Source organism: Aliisedimentitalea sp. MJ-SS2 (assembly GCF_032586155.1).
Taxonomy (GTDB): domain Bacteria; phylum Pseudomonadota; class Alphaproteobacteria; order Rhodobacterales; family Rhodobacteraceae; genus JAWHTC01.
In genome coordinates this window covers 46592-62885 of the sequence record NZ_JAWHTC010000006.1, presented here as the reverse complement: position 1 = coordinate 62885, position 16294 = coordinate 46592, and the positions used below count along the sequence as shown (strand labels likewise).

Below are 16294 nucleotides of genomic sequence, written 5' to 3'. Positions count from 1 at the left end.
TAACGCGACGCGCGGTGCGGTTCGTAAGTTAAACGCACCCTACGGTTTGACCGTGATCGCGCGATATTCACCTGGGGCGAGGTCGCCCAGTTGCCAATCTCCGATACGGGTGCGGATGAGGCGCAGGGTGGGGTGACCCACGGCGGCACTCATGCGGCGGACCTGGCGGTTACGGCCTTCGGTGATGGTCAGCTCGAGCCAGCTGTCGGGGATGGACTTGCGTACCCGGATCGGCGGGTTGCGGGGCCAGAGCCAGTCGGGTTCGGGGACAAGGCGGGCCTTAGCGCGTTTGGTGAGACCGTCCTTGAGGGTGACACCCCGACGCAGGGCCGAGAGCGCGGCGTCGTCCGGGGTGCCCTCGACCTGCACGAGGTAGGTTTTGGGCATCTTGTGTCTGGGGTGTGAGATACTGGCCTGGAGCCTGCCATTGTCGGTCAGGAGCAGCAGGCCCTCGCTGTCGCGATCAAGACGCCCGGCGGGATAGACGGATTCCTCGGTGATGTAATCCGCCAGGGTCGGGCGCGGGGTTTCACTGTTGTCGGTGAACTGGGTCAGCACGCCGTAAGGTTTGTTGAACAGGATCAGGCGGGACATGGTGGAACGGTGCGTGCAAGCACACTCCCTACGAGGTTGCGCAATGTAGGGTGCGTGATTTCACGCACCATGACTAGGCATTGCCATTGCCAGTGAAACGCGCGGCGTCCGCAGCAGCGCGGCGGATGGCGTTGGATTTGTGCACCGTCTCCTGGTACTCGGCCTCGGGGTCGCTGTCATAGACGACGCCGCCACCGGCCTGGATATAGAGGTTCTCGTCCTTCACCACCGCCGTACGCAGGGCAATGCAGACATCCATGTCGCCGCCCGAGCTGAAATAACCCACACCGCCACCATAGACGCCGCGTTTTTCCGGCTCGAGTTCGTCGATGATCTCCATGGCGCGGACCTTGGGCGCGCCCGAGACGGTGCCCGCCGGAAGGCCAGCCAGAAGCGCTGAAAGCGCGTCGTGATCTTCGCTGAGCTCACCGATCACGTTTGAGACAATATGCATGACGTGGCTGTAACGTTCGATGATGAATTTCTCGGTCGGACGCACGGTGCCGATTTTGCTGACCTTGCCGGTGTCGTTACGCCCCAAGTCCAGCAGCATCAGGTGTTCGGCCAGTTCCTTTTCATCGGCAAGCAGGTCCTGTTCCAGCGCCAGGTCTTCTTCTCGGGTTTCACCACGCGGGCGGGTGCCGGCGATGGGGCGTATGGTGACCTCGTCATCGAAAACGCGGACCAGGATTTCCGGGCTGGCACCGACAACCTGGAAACCGCCGAAGTTGAAATAGAACATGAAGGGAGATGGGTTGGTACGCCGCAGCGAGCGGTAAAGCGCAAAGGGCGGCTGGCGGAACGGTTGGGTCCAGCGCTGGCTGGGCACCACCTGAAAGATGTCACCGGCGCGGATATAGTCCTTGGCCTTTTCCACCGCCGCCAGATAGTCGGGCTTGGCAAAGTTCGACACTGGTGGGGCATCTTCATGCGCCTCGCCCAGATCGCGGGCCTGTTGCGGCAGAGCGCGTTCCATGTCGCGCACAGCGTCCATCACCCGTTCAGCCGCCTGGGCATAGGCCGCGCGGGCCGATTGACCGTCCGAGGTCCAGGCCGGCGAACAGACCGTTACGTCACCTTTGACCCCGTCGAGCACGGCCACGACAGTTGGACGCAGAAGCGTCGCATCGGGTAGGCCCAGCGGGTCGGGCGGCACATCGGGCAGGTGCTCGACCAGCCGTATCATGTCATAGCCGAGATAGCCAAACAGACCGGCGGCAGCGCCGGGCAGGTCCTCGGGCAGATCGATTTTCGATTCCGCCAGCAGGGCGCGCAGATTGTCGAGCGGGTCGCCGTCCTGATCCTCGAACGCCTTGCTGTCGAAACGGGCATGGCGGTTGAGGCGGCTTTGTGTGCCATGACATTGCCAGATCAGGTCGGGTTTCATGCCGATGATCGAATAACGGCCACGGACTTCGCCGCCGGTCACGGATTCGAGCATGAAGGCATCGCGCGCCGCGCCGGTGAGCTTCAGCATCAGCGACACGGGCGTGTCGAGATCGGCGGCCAGACGGGTATAGACCAGCTGGTTCTCTCCCACCTCGTAGGCGCGGGCGAAGTCGTCAAAGGACGGGGTCAGCTCCATGTCAGGGCCTTATCACTGCATGCCGGCATTCACCGCGTTGATCGCGGTCTGATCGAGGCGGAGACCGGCACGGGATTGCACGTCGTTGATGAAATACTGGAACAGGTCCTGCGACTGGGACGAACTGGCCTGGTTCGCCAGCACCTCTTGCAGGGTCGCGATGTCGGAATTCTCCATGTCGGGATCATGCACCGCATCGAGCCGCACAATCAGCGCCCCACTGGGAGTCGCAAGGCTGCGGGCTTCGCCGGGCTGCATCGCAAAGACCGCGTCGAGGAACTCGGGCGTGGTGCCGGGAATGAAACCGCCACGGGTGACTTCGCTTTCCTGAGTGACAGTCAGGCCGAGGGCGGCCATGTCGCTGTCAGCGGTTATCTGGGCCAGCAGGTCTTCGGCCAGGGCCTGGAGGCGGGCGCTGGTTTCTGCTTGGGTCCAGGCTGCGGTGACCGCCTCGCGCACACTGTCGAGCGGCTGCAGTTCCGGGGCCAGTACCTCGTCGAGACGCAGGGCAACGATGGCGCCGTCGTCAAGCGCGATGATCGAGGGGAAATCCTCGATCGTGACCTTGGCGGCCTCGTCGCGGAATGCGGCATAACCGGCCGGACCATCCGAACTGTCGGCGGTCCAGTCGACCTGGCCCAGCTGCATGTCGGTCTCGTCGGCGATCTCGTCCAGGGTTGCACCGCCGGCCAGCAGGTTGTCGATGTCTTCGCGGGCGGTGTCGATCTGACGCCGGGCCCGGTCGAGGGCGAGCTCTTCGCGCAGCGCCTCGCGGGCCTCTTCAAAGCTGGTCGTACGCGCGGCGAGAACAGTATTCATTCGAAACAGCGCCGGGCCGAGACCCGAGGCGAAGGGGCCGACCACGGCGCCGGGGTCGGCGGCAAAGACTGCTTGGCCGGCATCCCCGAGGTCGGATTGCAGCACGTCGCCGAGATCGACGTCAGCGAGGGCGAGGCCACGGTCGCTCACCAGCTTTTCGAAGGAGGTTTCGCCGGCCTCGATCGAGGCTTTTGCGGCTTCGGCCGCCGCGTCATCGGAAAACACCAAGCGTTCGACCAGTCGGCGTTCCGGTTGGTTGAATTCGGCCGAGCGATCCTCGTACTGTTTCTTCAACACCTCTTCGTCCACCTCGACCTGATCGAGAATCATGTCCGGGCTCAGCCAGGCATAGGTGATGCGCTTGCGCTCGGGCAGGGTGAATTGGGCGGCGTTGTCGTTGTGATAGGCCGAGAGCGCGACATCGTCGGGCGCGGGCAGGGGCTCGGTCAGATCAGTGGCGCCAAGCGGTCCCCAGGTGAAATCGCGGCGTTCGCCGAGATAGGTGATCAGCGTATCGGCATAGGTCGGGTTCACCAGGTTGCCGGTCAACACCGCCTGTTGCAGCAGGCCGCGCGCCATCTCGGCCCGTACCTCGGATTCGAACTGCGCCTCGGTTCGACCGGACCGGTCAAGGAAGAAGCTGTAGGCCTCTCGGTCGAACTTGCCGTCGAGCCCCTGGAAATTGGGAATCTGGGCCAGTTCGTCGGCAAGGTTTTTGTCACCGACGGAAATACCCATCTGCGCGGCCTCGTTGTCGAGCGCGGTAAAGGCGATCAGTTTTGCCAGGGCGATCTGGTCCAACTGAATCTCGCGGGCTTTGGAAAACGAGATCGGCGGGCTTTTTGTCTGGGCCTCATAGGCGCGGCTTTCCTCCTGCACGGCGCTGACGTAGCGGGCGACGCTGATCTCCTGATCACCGACGGAGCCGATGACGCGCAAATTGCCCGACATATTGGTGATGCCAAAGCCGCCAAGCCCGAAGATCAGGAGCGCCATGAGGATCCAGACCAGGGTTTTCGAAGTGCTGCCTTTTGCCATGAATACGGGCCTTTCATCTGGACCTTGGCGGCCCTGTAATTTTTGATCGGTTGATACCTAAAGCGTTTCCAAAACAAGGTGAAGCACTAATGTCGCCACGCCAGGTGGTTGCGCGGACTGGTTCACCGCGTGCGAAGCCGTGTAGCGCGGTGGAGTACGAAATGTCGCGAAAACCGGTGCCAGCGCGGCAGTTTCAGGGTGGTTTACAAAGCAAGCCGTTCCAGCCGGTCAAAAAGTTCCGTGATACCCGCCCGGTCGATATTGGCAAACGCGATGCGCAGCTGTTTCTTGCCTTCCGGATGGCTGTCGGGCTGGAACATGGTGCCGGGCAGCAGAAGGATTCCGGCTTCTTTCACCAACAGTGGCGCCAGTTCATTTGAGGGGATGTCAAACGGGTGGGTGACACAGGCAAAATAGGCACCAACCCCCAGCAGTTCCCAGCCCTTTGCGGCAAGGCGGGGGAAGCTTTCCTCGATGGCGGCGCGGCGGTCGAGGATTTCCGCGCGCTCACCGGCCAGCCATTGGCCCAGGTTCTGCATGCCCCACAGCGCGGCACGTTGACCCAGTTGGTTGGGGCAGATTGCGACGGTATCGAGGAATTTTTCAACCTCGGCGAGGGTGGATTGAGAGGCTACAACGGCACCGACCCGATGGCCGGTCAGTCGATAGGATTTCGAGTAGGAATAGAGCTGGATCAGAGTGTCATGCCAGTCAGGATCGGTAAACAGATCATGCGGCGCACCGGATTGCGAATGGAAGTCGCGATAGGTCTCGTCGACGATGAGTTTCAGGCCGAACTCGCGGGCGAGATCATAGAAGCCGCGGACCAGGGATGCGGGGTATTCGACACCGCCGGGGTTGTTGGGTGTGACCAGCACGACAGCGCGGGTGCGGTCAGTGATCAGGCTGCGGGCAACCTCCGGATAAGGGAGCAGGCCTGTACCGGTAAGCAGCGGTACAGCCGTGATGCCGGACATATCACACCACATTTTATGGTTGAAGTACCAAGGAGTTGGGAGGAGAACTTCATCTCCTTCTCCGGTTAGAGTTTCCATCACGGCGCAGAAGGCCTGATTGCAGCCTGAGGTGATGGCGACCTGGGTGTTGCGGATCGAGCCGCCATAGTTTGCCGACCATTGCGAAGCGACCTCGGCGCGTAGGGCGGGCAGGCCGAGCACGGGACCGTAGAGATGCGCCCCGGGGTCGCCGCGGACGATTTCGGCCATGGCGTCGAGCATGGGCGGCGGTGGCGGGGCCACCGGGGCGGCCTGGCTGACATTGATCAGCGGTCGTTCGGCGGGAAATTCGACTCCGTCAAGCCAGCGATACGCCTCTGGCACCGGGGGCGGGAAGGTGGCGGCAGTGCGCGTGGTCATGACAGTCTCCAGCAAATTGCGCCTCCGCTCTGATGAGCGGTTGGATCAATCGACGCCGCGATAGGGTTCGACATATTGCAAGGCCATGTCCCAGGGAAAGAAGATCCAGGTGTCCTGGCTGACCGAGGTGATATAGGTATCGGCCTGTTTTTCACCTTCGGGCTTGGCATAGACACAGGCGAAATGTGCGTTGGGATAGTGCGCACGGACCAGTTCCAGGGTCTTGCCGCTATCGACCAGGTCATCGACAATCAGGACACCGGTGCCGTCGCCCATCATCTCGGTGTCGGGGGCCTTGAGCACTTGTGCTTCGCGTCGCTGATCAGCCTTGCCGCCACCCGAGTGGTAGGATTTGACCGACACGGTATCGACGATGCGAATATCCAGTTCACGGCTGACGATCATCGCCGGGGCCATACCGCCACGGGTGATCGCGACCACGGCCTTCCATGCTCCGTTGTCCGGGCCCTTGCCGTCCAAACGCCACGCCAGCGCGCGGGCATCGCGGTGAAGTTGATCCCAGCTGACATGGAAACCTTTTTCATGGGGCAGGCGATCGGTCATGGTCTTGTCCTTTATCGGTCGATGAGAAGCCGCAACCCGAGCGTGCCGAGAACGGACGCCGCGACGCGGTCGAAGACGGGTTTGAGCGCGATATAGCGCCCTCGAATGAGCGAGGTCGACAAGAGCAACGCCAATGCGGGCTGCACAACAAGTTCGACCGCGAAGTGATTGAGGTAGATGATTAACTTTTCCGCGCCAGTCAGGCCGGGTGGGAAAATCACGACGATAACGGCGGCCGAAAACAGCACAGATTTCGGGTTGGCGAGGTTGACCAGAAGGCCCGAGAGATAGGCGCGGTGGGCCGGTGGCGGTACGGCTTCGGAGACCGGCGCGCGCGCGTGTTGCCAGGTTTTGATCGCGATCCAGATCAGGTAACTGGCGCCGACGATCTTGAGTGTCAGATAAGCCCACGGAAAGAGTTTGAATATCCCGTCGAGGCCAAAAAGCGCGAGCCCGGTCCAGCCCGAGGCCATGGTGGCCAGACCCAAGGCCGTGAGCAATCCGGTGGCGCGGCCATTGGCCAGCGTGGTGCGCAGCAGGAACAGGAAGGCCGGGCCCGGGCTAACGATGGCCACGAACAGCGTCAGGTTGAAGGCGATGAGGTGGGCGATGGTCATAGTGGTCATGTGCCGTCACCCGCCATGTCAAACGTCCCTGGCAAATGGGCGATACAATCCGGCGCCGGCATTGCGATGGCAACCGCAACCGGGGCCGAACCGCGCCGCATCGTCCCTCAGCCCTTTTCGATGTCGGGGGCGTCGACCGCCTTCATGCCGACAATGTGGTAGCCCGCATCGACATGCAGGTTTTCACCGGTGACGCCGCTGCCCAGATCGCTGAGCAGATAGAGCGCCGAATTTCCGACATCGTCGATTGTGACATTGCGGCGCAGGGGCGAGTTGTATTCATTCCATTTCAGGATATAGCGGAAATCGCCGATGCCTGATGCGGCCAGGGTTTTGATCGGGCCAGCCGAGATGGCGTTGACGCGGATCCCGTCCTTGCCCAGATCCTCGGCCAGGTATTTGACCGACGCCTCGAGCGCGGCCTTGGCCACACCCATGACATTGTAATGTGGCATGACCTGTTCAGCGCCGTAATAGGTGAGGGTCAAAGCGCTGCCGCCTTCGGTCATCAGTTTCTCGGCCCGTTGCATTACTGCGGTGAAAGAATAGACCGACACATCCATGGTCATCAGGAAGTTATCGCGCGACGTTTCGACGTATCGGCCGCGCAACTCGTTCTTGTCGGAAAAGCCGATGGCGTGAACGATGAAGTCGATCTTACCCCATTCGACACGAATCTTTTCGAAGGCGGCGTCGATCGAGTCCGGGTCCGATACGTCACAATCGATCAGTGTTTCGACACCCAATTGCTCGGCGAGTGGCACGACCCGTTTGCGAAATGCGTCGCCCATATAGGAGAAGGCCAGCTCAGCCCCGGCATCGGCACAGGCCTTAGCAATACCCCAGGCAATCGATTTGTCGTTGGCAAGGCCCATGATAAGGCCACGTTTGCCCGCCATCAGGTTGTTCGGCATTTTTTTCCCGTCCCGCATGTTCTTGGCGCATTTCTGCTGTCTGATTTCTTTAGGCGATAGAATGGGGTGCATCAAGGGGCTGACGACGGGCAGGTTGGATACGCGCCGTGTTTTCGAGACCAATGTCCTGTTGCGCAGCATAGCCATGAGTGCCACAAGGGATTTGACCAGAAGATCAAAGACCGGGTTTGACAGGTGACCGATCAATGACGGACAGAAGTGGTAAATTTGCAGGCGACGATCCCTTCGTCATCGCCCGCGCCTGGTTGTCCGAAGCAGAGGCGAGTGAGCCCAACGACCCCAATGCGATGGCGCTTTCGACGGTGGACGCCGACGGCCTGCCCAATGCGCGGATGGTGCTGCTGAAGGATATCGAGGATGGGGCGTTCGTTTTCTATACCAATTACGGTAGCGCAAAGGCTCAGGAGATCGACGGGGCCGGAAAGGCGTCTTTTGTGATCCACTGGAAAAGCCTGCGTCGCCAGATCCGCGTGCGCGGGCTGGTCAGCCGAGAAAGTGGACCGCAGGCCGATGCCTATTATGCCTCTCGCTCACTTAAAAGCCGGCTCGGGGCCTGGGCGTCGCGTCAGTCGCAACCGCTCAGTTCACGCACCGCCTTGATGGCCGAGGTGGCCAAGGTCACCGCGGCGCAAGGGCCAAACCCGGCGCGCCCGCCTTTCTGGGGTGGTTATCGCATTACACCACTGGAGATAGAGTTCTGGGCAGATGGTGCGTTCCGGTTGCATGACAGATTCCGTTGGCGTCGTGAAAATGTGGATGCGAACTGGCAGATTCACCGCCTGAGCCCTTGAATTTCGCGTAACGTGAAATGCAAGGTGTTGAAAGGGAAAGAGTTTTTCTCCTTGAAACTCGGCCTCGCAAAGCGCAAGACAGTAACTGGGGATGAAGACAATGATGGACAGGAAGCTTGAGACAGGATGCGGATAGCACCCGTGAAGTCTTTGGTCAGGTAAAGTGGTTTGATCCCGCTAAGGGATTTGGGTTTGTGATTGCCGACGAGGGCGGACCGGATATTCTTTTACACGCGAATGTTCTGCGCAATTTCGGGCAGAGCTCGGTTGCCGATGCGGCACGCGTGCAAATACTGGTACAGGAAACGGACCGAGGGGTTCAGGCGATCGAGGTTCTGAAGATCGAACCTCCAGAGGGCACAGGCATGATGCCTCTGGCCGATTTCGCCGAGATCGATCCGGAAGTGATGCGCGCGGCACCGCTTGAACCCGCAAGGGTCAAGTGGTTCGACAAGGGGAAGGGATTCGGCTTTGCCAATGTCTTTGGCCGCAGCGAAGACGTGTTCGTACATATCGAAGTGCTGCGCGGATCGGGGCTTGCCGATCTGCAGCCCGGCGAGGCACTGGCGATCCGAGTGATCGACGGTAAACGCGGACGCATGGCGACCGAGGTTTGTGCCTGGGAAGCAGCCCTGAAGCCTGACGATCACTGATCCGGTGTTGGGCCGGTTTGTATACGCATTGAAACAGGCCGTCTTGGTCGTTTTGATGAGTGTGCTGGCTTGGCCTGCCTGGGCGGGAGACTGCCGCGACGACCTAGTGAAACTGCGCGGGCCTTGGGGGCAGGCGCAGTTCACGGTCGAGATCGCTGATTCCGTGCGCGAACGCTCACGCGGGTTGATGTTTCGCGACAGCCTGCCCAAGAACGGCGGCATGCTGTTCATCTACGCACGCCCGACATTCGTGTCCTTCTGGATGAAGAACACGCGTATTCCGCTCGATATGATCTTTCTTGATGAACGTGGCGTGGTGCGCAGGGTGCATCACGACGCGGTGCCCGGAGACCTGAAACAGATTCCCGGTGGGCCGGGGATCCTGGCGGTTCTGGAGATCAATGGCGGTCAGGCCCGGGCGTTCGGAATTGCCGAGGGCAGCGAGATGCAACATCGCGCCTTTGACGTCGGGGCGGCGTGGCCCTGCGAGTGATCTGCGATACTTGAGGTTTTGCGCCGCCTGACGGCGTCGCCGGGGGGCCTCGCTTCGCTCGGGCCCTATGGTATCTTGTCGCGCTGCTCTGGCAGGTGGTGGGTTCTGCGGGGTGGTTTTCAAGTATTTTCAGCAAAATGAAGGGGCTGGAGCGGTCCGGTTTGCCATGTGTTGCGCCAAGCCGAGAAGGGGGGCGGTGTCGCTTTCGATCACGCGCAGCGGGATGGCGCTCACCAGATCGGAGTAAGGACCTCGGTTGGTATAGTGGTCGCGAAATTCCGGATGGTTGAGATGCGGGTGCAGGGCGCGCCCGACCGAGCCGGCAAGGTAGAGACCGCCCATTGGCAGATGGGTCAGGGCCAGTGTGCCGAGATGGGCGCCGAGCAGGCGTAGCGCCATGTTAAGTGTGTCGGATGAGGTGCGGGTGATCTGCTCGGGGGGGAGCATGTCACCGGTGCGCAGCTGGTGCAGGCGAGTGAGACCGGGGCCGGAGAGCACGGATTCGATCGCTGGAACGGGGAGTTTCGCGAGCAGGGCGGCGTCTTGCTGCGTGGTGACAGGCAGGGTGGAGTAGCCCGCCTCCGAAGTGGGCACGAAGGCACCGCCCGGTGTGGGATGGGCCACGGCGGCATTTATCCCGGTGCCGATGGCGAGGACGAGCCGGGTTTGGGTCAGCGGACTGCCAGCGATGGAAGGCACGGCGAGGGCGTGGCCCATGGCCTGCAGGTCGTTCATCAGGGTGATGTTGGTGCAACCGGTTAAGGTGGCGATCTCCGGGGCGGAGATCGTCCAGTTGCGGTTGGTCAGCCGGATGCGGTCCCCCGTCACCGGCCCAGCACCAGCCAGCGCAATAGCGGCAGGCGCAACCGGGTGTTCGGCCAGGTAGCTACGCAGCACGGCCGTGAAACTGGAAAAACCTTCGTTTCCGAAGCTGCGCACCGTGTCGAGGCGCAATGTCGGCCCGTCAGACAAGGCGAGACGGCTGGACGTGCCGCCGACATCGGCGACGAGGAGCGGTGCAGTGATCATGGGGCGAGCATAACCGCTTGAAGGCAAGAAAAAACCCCGTCGATGATGGCGGGGTTTCCATTTGGTTATGACGCTGAGGATCAGCCCCGGCGACGACGGCCTCCGGCGCGGCCACCCCGGCCACGGCCTTCTTCGCCAGCCTTGGCGGGGACCTTGTTGAACTTGATCCATTCGCCGCCGCTGTCGTCGTTGTTGGTCAGGAAATTGGCGGCGCGGATGGCCTCCATTTCCTTGCCGGGGCGCGGTTTGGTGCTGCCAATGCCGAACATCTGGCAGAAGGTTTCGTCATCCATGTCGGCGGGCAGGATGATGCCAGCGGCTTCAACCTCGGTCTTTTTCTCGGCCAGTTTTTTCGGGCCGACGGGCAGGGCAACCGGGTTCATGATCGCGCTGGTCATGCCAGCGCCCATCGCCATCGGCAGAAAGGCGTTGTTGATGCCGTGACGGTTGGGCAGGCCAAACGAGATGTTGCTGGCACCACAGGTGGTGTTGACGCCCAGCTCTTCGCGCAGGCGGCGGACCAGGGTGAAGACCTGCAAGCCGGCGGTGCCCATGGCGCCGATCGGCATAACCAGCGGGTCAACCACGATGTCATGCGCCGGGATGCCGAAATCCGCGGCGCGCTCGACGATCTTCTTGGCCACGGCAAACCGCACGTCCGGGTCTTCGGAAATGCCCGTGTCGTCGTTCGAAATGGCGACCACCGGAACGTTGTATTTCTTGACCAGCGGCAGGACCATTTCCAGGCGCTCTTCTTCGCCGGTCACCGAATTGAGCAGCGGGCGGCCATTGGCGGCCTCGAGACCGGCCTCAAGCGCGCCAGGAACCGAGCTGTCGATGCAGAGCGGGCAATCGGTGACGGCCTGCACGGTTTCGACCAACTGTTTCATCAGTGTGGGTTCGACAAAGTTGTTGTCGGCGTAGCGCACGTCCTCGGCCATCTTGTTCGAGAACACCGCGCCCGAGTTGATATCCAGAACGGTGGCCCCGGCGGCGACCTGGGCCAGCGCGTCGGCTTCGACCCGGCTGAAATCGCCCGCTTCCAGTTCGGTGTTGAGGATCTTGCGCCCCGTGGGGTTGATCCGTTCGCCGATCACGCAGAAGGGTTGATCAAAACCGATGATGGCGGTTTTACTGTTCGATTCGACGATCGTTTGGGTCATGTTTTTATCTTATCCTTGCGCGTTTACGGGGGCGGTGGAGGCACCGCCGTGGTCGATCGCCCACTTGGCGTTGGTTTTGATGCCGCCAAGCGGGAAGAAGTGTACCTGTTCGATGTTGAAATCCGGGTTGGCGGCCTTGTGGGCGGCCAGTTCGCTCAGAACTTCGGTCGGCTCGTAAGGCAGGAGCAGCTTGCTGACATCCTTGGCGCGGCGTTGCAGCACGCGGATCGACGGGCCGACGCCACAGGTGACGGCGAACTTGATCATGGTCTGCAGCTTGGCCGGACCGGCGATGCCGATATGGACCGGCAGGTCGATGCCAGCGGCCTTGAGGCTGTTGGCCCATTCGATGATCGGGCCAGCCTCGAACGCGAACTGGGTCGCAAGCGCCATCTTGGCGTCCGAGGTTTCTGAGAACTTCTGTTTCCACTGCAGGGCCTCATCAACCAGCTTGGTGCCGCCATCGGGGTCGATGTCGCGGTTGCCCTCGGGGTGACCGGCGACGTGCAGATGGGTGAAGCCCGCCTCACCGAAGAGATCGGTTTCCAGCAGCTGCATCGACGAATGGAAATCGCCGTGCGGCTGATCCACGCCACCGGCCAGCAGGAGGGCCTGTTTCACACCGGCTTCGCCTTGATACATGGCGATCCAGTTTTCCAGCGTCGCGGCATCCTTGATGATGCGGGCCGGGAAGTGCGGCATCACATCGAAGCCTTCGTCCGCGATGCGCTTTGCGGCGCCGACCATGTCCTCGATCGGGGTGCCCTCGATATGGGCGATATAGACCCGGGTGCCTTCGGCCAGGTGATCGCGCAGGTCTTCAACCTTGGCCACGGTGCGCGGCATCACCTCGATGGAATAGCCCTTGAGAAAGGCTTCCATTTCGGGCGAGACGGGGGTTGCGGCCATATCGGCCTCTTTCCGGCGGAAATTCAAAAGAGACATCATTGCACTCCAAAGGCGCATGGGGGCGTCACGCCCAACCATCATTGGCGATCAGGGCCTTGATCCGGTCCTGGTCATATTCGGCATCAAGGCGGTCGGCTTCGTTTGCCGCAACCTCCGATGCCTCTCCGTCAACGGAATAGGGAGGGGCCTTGCGCCATTCGGCGAGATAGGCATCGGCGTCCTTGGCATTGACCTTCATCGCGGCGCGATCGATGGCCTGCTCGAAGCGTTCGGGCAGTTGCATCTTGGCCCCACGACGGCCCTTGCCGACGATGACCTGCGCCGGGATATCGCGCCAATAGACGACGGTGACATCCACCATGGTTGATTCCTCCTGTTTCCCTGTCTCTCTGTAATCCACGTAGGCCGTGTTACAGGGTCGGTTTTCGACTTCGCGAGGGGACAATGCGACGTTTGGATCGACAGGATATGCCGCATAAGGAAAGGGCGCCACCCGGGCGCCCTTTCGATTTCTTCATGAAGATGTTGAGGGGCGGCTCTAGCCTAGGAGCCCACCGTCATCGCGCGTGACGGCAATAATGGCCGAGCGCGGCACGCTGTTGCCACCGTCTGGCCAGTGGCTGTCCCCCTTTTCGCCGGGGTGCTGGATGCCAACGAACATGGTGCGCTTGTCTGCGGACCAGCACAGGCCGGTGACTTCGCTTTCGTTCGGGCCGACAAGGAAGCGGCGGATTTCACCGGTCACCGGATCACCGGCCAGCATCTGGTTGTTGCCCTGACCAGCGAAATCACCGGCGTTGGAGTATTTTCCATCCGTCTGGATCCACAACAGGCCGGTCGAGTCGAAGGCCAATCCGTCGGGCGAATTGAACATGTTGTTGGCGGTCACGTTATCCGAGCCTGCGCGGTCATCGTCATGCACCGTTGGGTTGCCCGCCAGCACGTAGAGGTCCCAGGCAAATCCCTCGGCCGTATGATCGCCGCCGTTGGGGCGCCAACGCACGATTTGGCCGTATTTGTTGCCTTCGCGCGGGTTGGGGCCTTCGACCGGGGTCAGATCGCCGCCCTTGTTGGGCTTGACGCCGCGGTTCTTGTTGTTGGTGAGCGCGCAATAGACCTCGGCCTTGTTCGGGTTGGCGGTAACCCATTCGGGGCGGTCCATCGTGGTGGCGCCGACCTTCGAGGCGGCTTGCCGGGTGTGAATGCAGATCTCGGGCTTGCTCATACCGGTGGCGTCCTCGGACAGGGCCAGCCATTCACCGGCGCCGGTGTCAAAGAATTTGGCCGCGTAAAGCGTGCCGTTTTCCATCAGGTCGTCGGTATCCACGCCCGGGGCATAAACGCCATCCGAGATGTAGCGGTAGAGGAACTCGCTACGTTCATCGTCGCCCATATAGATCACCAGGCGGCCATCACTGTTGATGACGCATTCGGCGTTTTCGTGTTTGAGGCGGCCAAGAGCGGTGCGTTTCTTAGGGGTGCTTTGCGGATCGCGTGGGTCGATTTCAACGACGTAACCGGCGCGGTTTGGCTCGTTCGGGTTTTTCAGGACATCGAACCGGTGGTCGATCCGAGCCCAGCCATAGCCCCAATCCTGTGACGAGATGCCATAGCGTTTGTGCTCGTCCGTTACTTTGTGGTCTTCTTCGGTGGCCGAGAAATAACCGTTGAAGTTTTCCTCGCAGGCCAGGTAGGTGCCCCAGGGGGTGGTGCCGGAGCCACAGTTGTTCCAGGTGCCCCATGTCTTGGTGCCGGTCGGATCGGCCTCTGTCTTCACTAGGTCATGGCCAGCGGCCGGGCCAGTGATCGCCATCTCGGTGCGCGGCGTGATGCGGCGGTTGAAGGGGCTGTCCTTGACGATGCCCCAGCCAGTTTCGGCGTGGGCGAGTTCCACGACGGTAACCCCATGGGCCAGCATACCTTTTTCGACGTCATCGTCGGTTTCTGCCTTGCCGCCGGGGCGGTTGCCCCAGATGATCGAGCGGTTGGTGTATTCATTGTTGACGACCAGCAGAGTGCGGCCCTCATGGGCGAAGATTTCCATCCCGTCGGTGTTGTCGCCAAAGGCGCGGGCCTGCGCGGCGGCGGTGCCGCGGGTTTCGCCGTCAAATTCAACGCCATCCGACCACAGCGGATCGGCCCAGCGGACCACAACTTCGGACTTGAAGCCCGGCGGTACGATGATCGTGTCTTCGGTGGACGTGGCAATGGCGTCAAAGGCAAAACGGCTGGTTTCCGCCTTTGTGCCGGTGGGCAGGGACGCGCCAAGAGTTGCAAAGCAACCCAGGGTCAGAACACCGCCCATGAAGGCGCGGCGCGACAAGGCGGCTTCGACAACATCGTCGAATTCACAGCCTTCGGGGCGCGGGTTTACCTGTTCATCAAAGTCATCAAAGCTGAGCTCATCATGGTCCGACATTGCATTCTCCTGTCGTGGAAATCTGTTGTAGCGGCGACGCTTTGTCGAATCGACCGCGTGCCCTGCAAAGACTAGGGCGCGATATGTGAAACCCGTGTGACATTGGCTGGCGAATTCACTTGCGCGGCACAGGACGCGTGCCTAGATTGAAGGCAACTCGAAATGGAGGGCGTTACGTCATGGCGCCCAAGCGTCCCGAAGGTGCGGGCGCATTCCCGAAACCGGTTGAGAGCCCCGCGCCCAATCCGCCGGATCCATCGCAGCTTTATGCCGCGCTCGATCTGGGCACGAATAGTTGTCGCATGCTGATTGCCCAACCCAAGGGCAGTCAGTTTCATGTGGTGGACAGCTTCTCGAAATCGGTGCAACTGGGATCGGGTCTGGAGCAGACCGGGCGGCTATCGCGCGCCTCGATGGGGCGCACGGTGCAGGCGCTGCGCATCTGTCAGCAGAAGCTCAAGCGCCACAAGGTCAAGCGGATGCGGCTGGTGGCGACCGAGGCCTGTCGGCGGGCACGCAATGCCAACGATTTCATTGCACAGGTCAGGCGTGAAACCGGGTTGCGGCTCGAGATCATCCAGCCGGAAGAAGAGGCACGGCTGGCGGTGATTTCCTGCGCGCCGCTGGTCAGCACCAAGACAGAACAGTTGCTGGTCGTCGATATTGGCGGCGGGTCTACGGAACTGGTGTGGATTGATCTGAGCGCGGTGCCAAATCGCGAACGGCCCCGGGCGATCATGCGGCTGCATGCCGGGTTCCATGATGGCAACAGCCCGTTTCCAGCGGCCAAAGTGGTGGATTGGATTTCCGTGCCGTTGGGGGTGGCGACGCTGCGCGACCAGTTCCGTGATGTCGAAGACGACTCGGCGCGCTTTGCGCTGATGAGCTGGTTCTTCGAGGAAAACCTGGCCGAGTTTGCCCCCTACAAGGACGAGCAGGCCCGCGAAGGCTTCCAGATTGTCGGCACCTCCGGTACTGTAACGACGGTGGCGGCCAGCCATCTTGGATTACGCCGCTATGACCGGACCAAGGTAGACGGTCTGCGCATGACCGGCGATCAGATCGACAAGGTGATTCAGGGCTATTTGCGGCTTGGTCCCGGTGGCCGGCGGCGCGACCCGCGCATTGGCCAGGACCGGCAGGCGTTGATCATGTCCGGCTCGGCGATCCTGCAGGCGTTGTTGCGATGCTGGCCGACGGATCAGTTGAGCGTTGCCGACCGGGGGCTGCGCGAAGGGCTGCTTTATGCCCAGATGAGCGCCGATGGGGTGTTGGAAGACGGGCCGTTCTGACGCGGCGG

General features: G+C 61.6%; 16 protein-coding genes. 4 read left to right on the top strand and 12 right to left on the bottom strand.

Translation table 11 applies throughout. From position 1 onward, the window contains the following. Window positions 1–39 precede the first annotated feature (39 nt). The 7 genes from RXV86_RS20310 to fabI all read right to left on the bottom strand — a co-directional run bounded on the left by RXV86_RS20310 (window position 40) and on the right by fabI (window position 7516). Complete coding sequence (locus tag RXV86_RS20310) at window positions 40–594, bottom strand: rRNA large subunit pseudouridine synthase E (RefSeq protein WP_316302362.1); 555 nt, start codon at window positions 592–594, stop codon at window positions 40–42. Between the two features lie 73 nt (window positions 595–667). Next, a complete protein-coding gene (gene trpE / locus RXV86_RS20305) occupies window positions 668–2179 on the bottom strand; it encodes an anthranilate synthase component I (RefSeq protein ID WP_316302361.1) in 1512 nt (503 codons plus the stop codon). Window positions 2180–2191: 12 nt separating this feature from the next. Continuing rightward, complete coding sequence (locus RXV86_RS20300; protein WP_316302360.1) at window positions 2192–4036, bottom strand: peptidyl-prolyl cis-trans isomerase; 1845 nt, start codon at window positions 4034–4036, stop codon at window positions 2192–2194. A gap of 203 nt (window positions 4037–4239) precedes the next feature. Next, window positions 4240–5412: an aminotransferase gene (locus RXV86_RS20295; protein ID WP_316302359.1), complete on the bottom strand. Its 1173-nt coding sequence runs from the start codon at window positions 5410–5412 to the stop codon at window positions 4240–4242. A gap of 45 nt (window positions 5413–5457) precedes the next feature. Then, window positions 5458–5976 carry a xanthine phosphoribosyltransferase gene (gpt, locus tag RXV86_RS20290; protein ID WP_316302358.1) on the bottom strand — a complete coding sequence of 173 codons (519 nt, stop codon included), beginning with the start codon at window positions 5974–5976 and terminating at the stop codon, window positions 5458–5460. An 11-nt stretch (window positions 5977–5987) separates the two neighbouring features. Further along, window positions 5988–6602, bottom strand: a complete 615-nt coding sequence (locus tag RXV86_RS20285; protein ID WP_316302357.1) for a LysE family transporter — start codon at window positions 6600–6602, stop codon at window positions 5988–5990. 107 nt (window positions 6603–6709) lie between these two features. Continuing rightward, window positions 6710–7516 carry an enoyl-ACP reductase FabI gene (gene fabI, locus RXV86_RS20280; RefSeq protein WP_316302356.1) on the bottom strand — a complete coding sequence of 269 codons (807 nt, stop codon included), beginning with the start codon at window positions 7514–7516 and terminating at the stop codon, window positions 6710–6712. 206 nt (window positions 7517–7722) lie between these two features. Between fabI and pdxH the strand changes: the two genes are divergently transcribed. The 3 genes from pdxH to RXV86_RS20265 all read left to right on the top strand — a co-directional run bounded on the left by pdxH (window position 7723) and on the right by RXV86_RS20265 (window position 9474). Next, a complete protein-coding gene (gene pdxH, locus RXV86_RS20275; protein WP_316302355.1) occupies window positions 7723–8328 on the top strand; it encodes a pyridoxamine 5'-phosphate oxidase in 606 nt (201 codons plus the stop codon). 116 nt (window positions 8329–8444) lie between these two features. After that, window positions 8445–8981 carry a cold shock domain-containing protein gene (locus RXV86_RS20270; RefSeq protein ID WP_316302354.1) on the top strand — a complete coding sequence of 179 codons (537 nt, stop codon included), beginning with the start codon at window positions 8445–8447 and terminating at the stop codon, window positions 8979–8981. A 55-nt stretch (window positions 8982–9036) separates the two neighbouring features. After that, window positions 9037–9474 carry a DUF192 domain-containing protein gene (locus RXV86_RS20265; protein ID WP_316302353.1) on the top strand — a complete coding sequence of 146 codons (438 nt, stop codon included), beginning with the start codon at window positions 9037–9039 and terminating at the stop codon, window positions 9472–9474. Between the two features lie 129 nt (window positions 9475–9603). On the opposite strand, the gene RXV86_RS20260 is transcribed toward RXV86_RS20265, so the two are convergent. The 5 genes from RXV86_RS20260 to RXV86_RS20240 form a co-directional block, all read right to left on the bottom strand. Continuing rightward, window positions 9604–10530 carry a glucokinase gene (locus RXV86_RS20260; protein ID WP_316302352.1) on the bottom strand — a complete coding sequence of 309 codons (927 nt, stop codon included), beginning with the start codon at window positions 10528–10530 and terminating at the stop codon, window positions 9604–9606. A gap of 53 nt (window positions 10531–10583) precedes the next feature. After that, on the bottom strand, window positions 10584–11666 hold the full coding sequence (locus tag RXV86_RS20255) for a methyltetrahydrofolate cobalamin methyltransferase (RefSeq protein WP_316302351.1): 1083 nt from the start codon (window positions 11664–11666) through the stop codon (window positions 10584–10586). Window positions 11667–11675: 9 nt separating this feature from the next. Beyond that, entirely contained in the window at window positions 11676–12611 is a 936-nt protein-coding gene (locus tag RXV86_RS20250; RefSeq protein WP_316302350.1) for a methylenetetrahydrofolate reductase, read from the bottom strand. A 28-nt stretch (window positions 12612–12639) separates the two neighbouring features. Continuing rightward, entirely contained in the window at window positions 12640–12936 is a 297-nt protein-coding gene (locus RXV86_RS20245; RefSeq protein ID WP_316302349.1) for a virulence factor, read from the bottom strand. Between the two features lie 177 nt (window positions 12937–13113). Further along, on the bottom strand, window positions 13114–14994 hold the full coding sequence (locus tag RXV86_RS20240) for a PhoX family phosphatase (RefSeq protein WP_316302348.1): 1881 nt from the start codon (window positions 14992–14994) through the stop codon (window positions 13114–13116). A gap of 179 nt (window positions 14995–15173) precedes the next feature. Here RXV86_RS20240 and RXV86_RS20235 point away from each other — a divergent pair, with 179 nt between their 5' ends. Continuing rightward, complete coding sequence (locus tag RXV86_RS20235; protein WP_316302347.1) at window positions 15174–16286, top strand: Ppx/GppA phosphatase family protein; 1113 nt, start codon at window positions 15174–15176, stop codon at window positions 16284–16286. Window positions 16287–16294 lie beyond the last annotated feature (8 nt).